A 2,876-nucleotide genomic window follows, 5' to 3' on the forward strand; every position below is an offset into this window, starting at 1 on the left:
TGTAATCAATTACGGACTCTGGTACGGCATCTGCAAAACAACGGGGCTGGTCGCTACCCTTTCCGGTCGCTATGACCTGTCTGTCACAGATCAAAATGAGTTACAAGAGGTCAAATCATCTTTTTGTAATCAACTCGCTGCCGTTATCACCTCCACCGAGGTTGCTTTAGCCGGTCGCGTATCACCCTGGCCCCTTGAGACACCTTGGTGGCAGCCAATGCGATTTGTAGGAACAGCCTACAGTGCTTATGAAGCATACACTCATCGTGATCCTTATCTTATACCCATAAGGACTACGGCTTACTTTACCCATGAGGTAGTGGCAAAAACAGTAGCTACAGCCACCGCTGTCGGGGGTTTAAGGTATCAGAATGAAAGTACAATCGCACCTTTTGACTATGCCCGCGCTGAATATAACATATTGTCATTTATTGCTGGCATGATGGTCGGAACAATAGTCCATGAAAAAATGATCGCCAGAGGTTTCTCGCCGGGAAAAGCAGCTTTTGGTCACATTGTATCCAGCGTATTGACAGACGGAATATTATTAATAAGTTATCTCTTAAAACAAATTTCAGACGATGATATTAGAGTTGAGACAGCAACGGCAGCAGAAGTCTTAGCCGGAACGGGAACCATAGCTGGGTCATGGGCCACAGCCGTAGTCGGAGCCGTAGATTCTGCGCAATCACCAAATTCATTATTCTCGGGTCAATTCGCAGTACCCATGTTCGTGGCTATGCGTCTGACTCCTGACAGAACTGAACTATGGTCCGTCGTTGGAATGATCACCGGATCGATAGCCGGATCGGGAGTTATGTACCTTCTGTGGCAACAACACTCAAAACTCGACTCAAACCATTTATTGAATAATGTTGCTCTTACCCTGGCTCCTGCATTGGCGCTCGCCCTGATCAATGGCTTTTCAGACAATGCGGTGTATGGCTACTCACTGGAAGAGAGTTTCACCGAAACAACCCGTAACCAATGGAAGAAATTTCACGCTCCTTTGGATTACTTGTATACCTTGTTTAATTGACAAGACGCCCTGACATCCTTCACAGGCGCAAGGCTTTGAGCTTATTCAACACTTCCGGTAAATGGCGAAAGTTCCGTTGCTGTACTATATCGTCTCTTGGCAGCAGCAAGACTCAAAGAACCCGGACCGAATGAGAGACTCCTATGTGCGCTGGTCATGATTTTACAGTTACAAAAAACAAACTACTCCCGGTTCGGGAAGATTCGGTTCGTCATTTACTGACCAAGAAATTAGTTGCCCGAATTAAAGACACAAGCAATGAAAACATTCCTAAATTAATGCCGCTGTTCTTGTGCTTGTTAATTATCTGTTCGGTGGCTCATTCAGGTATATCGAAAGAAGAACAATTCAACTTATTAAGTCACTACAATAATGCATCGTTAGTTGAAGACAGTCTGAAACTGGTCACCAGTGGTTCCGTGCTAGCCGTTTCCACCGTGATCAATTACGGATTCTGGTACGGCATCTGCAAATCACCTGAGCTGGTCTCTTCCCTTGCAGCTCGCTTTGGTCTGAATGGCCCAGAGAGAAATGAATTACAAGAATTCAAATCTTCTTTCTGTAATCAACTCGCAGCCGTCATCACTTCCACTGAGGCTGCAATAGCAGGACAAGTATCACCTTCGTCCCCTGAGCTGCAATGGTGGCGACCACTTCGATATGTTGGAACCGCATACATTGGTTATCGAGCATATACAAAATGCGACCCTGGTTTTATACCCATAATAACTGCGGCTTATTTTACCCATGAAATGGTGGCAAGAACGGTAGCCGGAGCTATCACCATACAAGCTTTAAGGTATCCTGACAGACCTTCAATCCAACCTGTAAATTATACCTGTCGTGAATATGCCGTATTGAAATCAATCACATGCGTGATGTTCGGGGCAATGCTTTATAACAAGTTTCTCGCCACAGGCTCTTCAACGGATAAGGCAATCTATGCTTATCTTGCGCTTGCTTCATTGATAGAGTTAGTACTGCCCGTGAGCCATTTTTCAGCATCTCATTCAGGCAGTGCCCATGCAGTCGAGCTACAAGCAGGAGCAGAAACCTTAGCGGGGTCAATGGCCACAGCCTCAGCCGGAGCCTTCTTTGTTGGGATCTTTGACTTAGCATTGTCCACAGCCGTAGCAGGTTATATGGTCTTCTCACTCAGTAAAACTGAATTTTTATCCGGAGTTGAAGACGAAGTCCTGTCTGGAGCTTTAGTCGGAGCTGGAGTCGGATTCGGAGTCGGATTCGGAGTCCTGATACTTCTGTTAAAACAAAACTTAGAGCTAGACTCAAACCGTTTATTGAGAAACATCGCTATTACCCTGGCTCCTGCCTTGGCTATCGCTCTGATCAATGGCTTTTCAAACAACATAGTGTATGGCTACTCACTTGAAGACAGTTTTTCCGAAACCGCCCATAACCAGTGGAAGAAGTTTTATGTTCCTTTGGATTACTTGTACACCTTGTTTAATTAACAATGAATGAGATGCAAGCAACGGCTAATTAGATTTTATCTTATAAATCGCCAAACAATGATGGCGAAAATTACATTGCTGCACTATAAAGCCTCATTAAAACAAAAAAGTTCTATGGACTTATGACTTATTCCTGCGTGTGCTGGTCATTTTTTTACAACGACAAACAAGCAGGTTAATAGTTTTTCGGGAAGATCCGATTTGTCGTTTTCTGACAATAAAACAGTTACTCGAGTTAAGGATATGAATAATGAAAACATCCGGTAATCTAATACCGCTATTCTCATACTTGTTATTGATCTGTTCGATCGCTCACTCAAGCGTATCGAGAGAAGAGCAGTTTAATTTATTGAGCCACTACAATA

The 2,876-nt window shown here is 44.1% G+C and carries 2 protein-coding genes; both read left to right on the forward strand.

Features of this window, described 5'->3' with window-relative positions; genetic code table 11:
* Positions 1-1,039, forward strand: a 1,039-nt coding sequence (locus KDK17_RS04640) for a hypothetical protein (protein ID WP_257287462.1), incomplete at its 5' end; no start/stop codon positions are given.
* Between the two features lie 143 nt (positions 1,040-1,182).
* Positions 1,183-2,511 carry a hypothetical protein gene (locus KDK17_RS04645; RefSeq protein WP_257254991.1) on the forward strand — a complete coding sequence of 443 codons (1,329 nt, stop codon included), beginning with the start codon at positions 1,183-1,185 and terminating at the stop codon, positions 2,509-2,511.
* Positions 2,512-2,876: the final 365 nt, after the last annotated feature.

The organism is Endozoicomonas sp. SESOKO2 (assembly GCF_024606245.1).
Taxonomy (GTDB): domain Bacteria; phylum Pseudomonadota; class Gammaproteobacteria; order Pseudomonadales; family Endozoicomonadaceae; genus Endozoicomonas_A.

Excerpts from the sequence above, each read along its gene's own strand:
- KDK17_RS04645 (WP_257254991.1), top strand. The coding sequence starts at position 1,183 with ATGTGCGCTGGTCATGATTTTACAGTTACAAAAAACAAACTACTCCCG.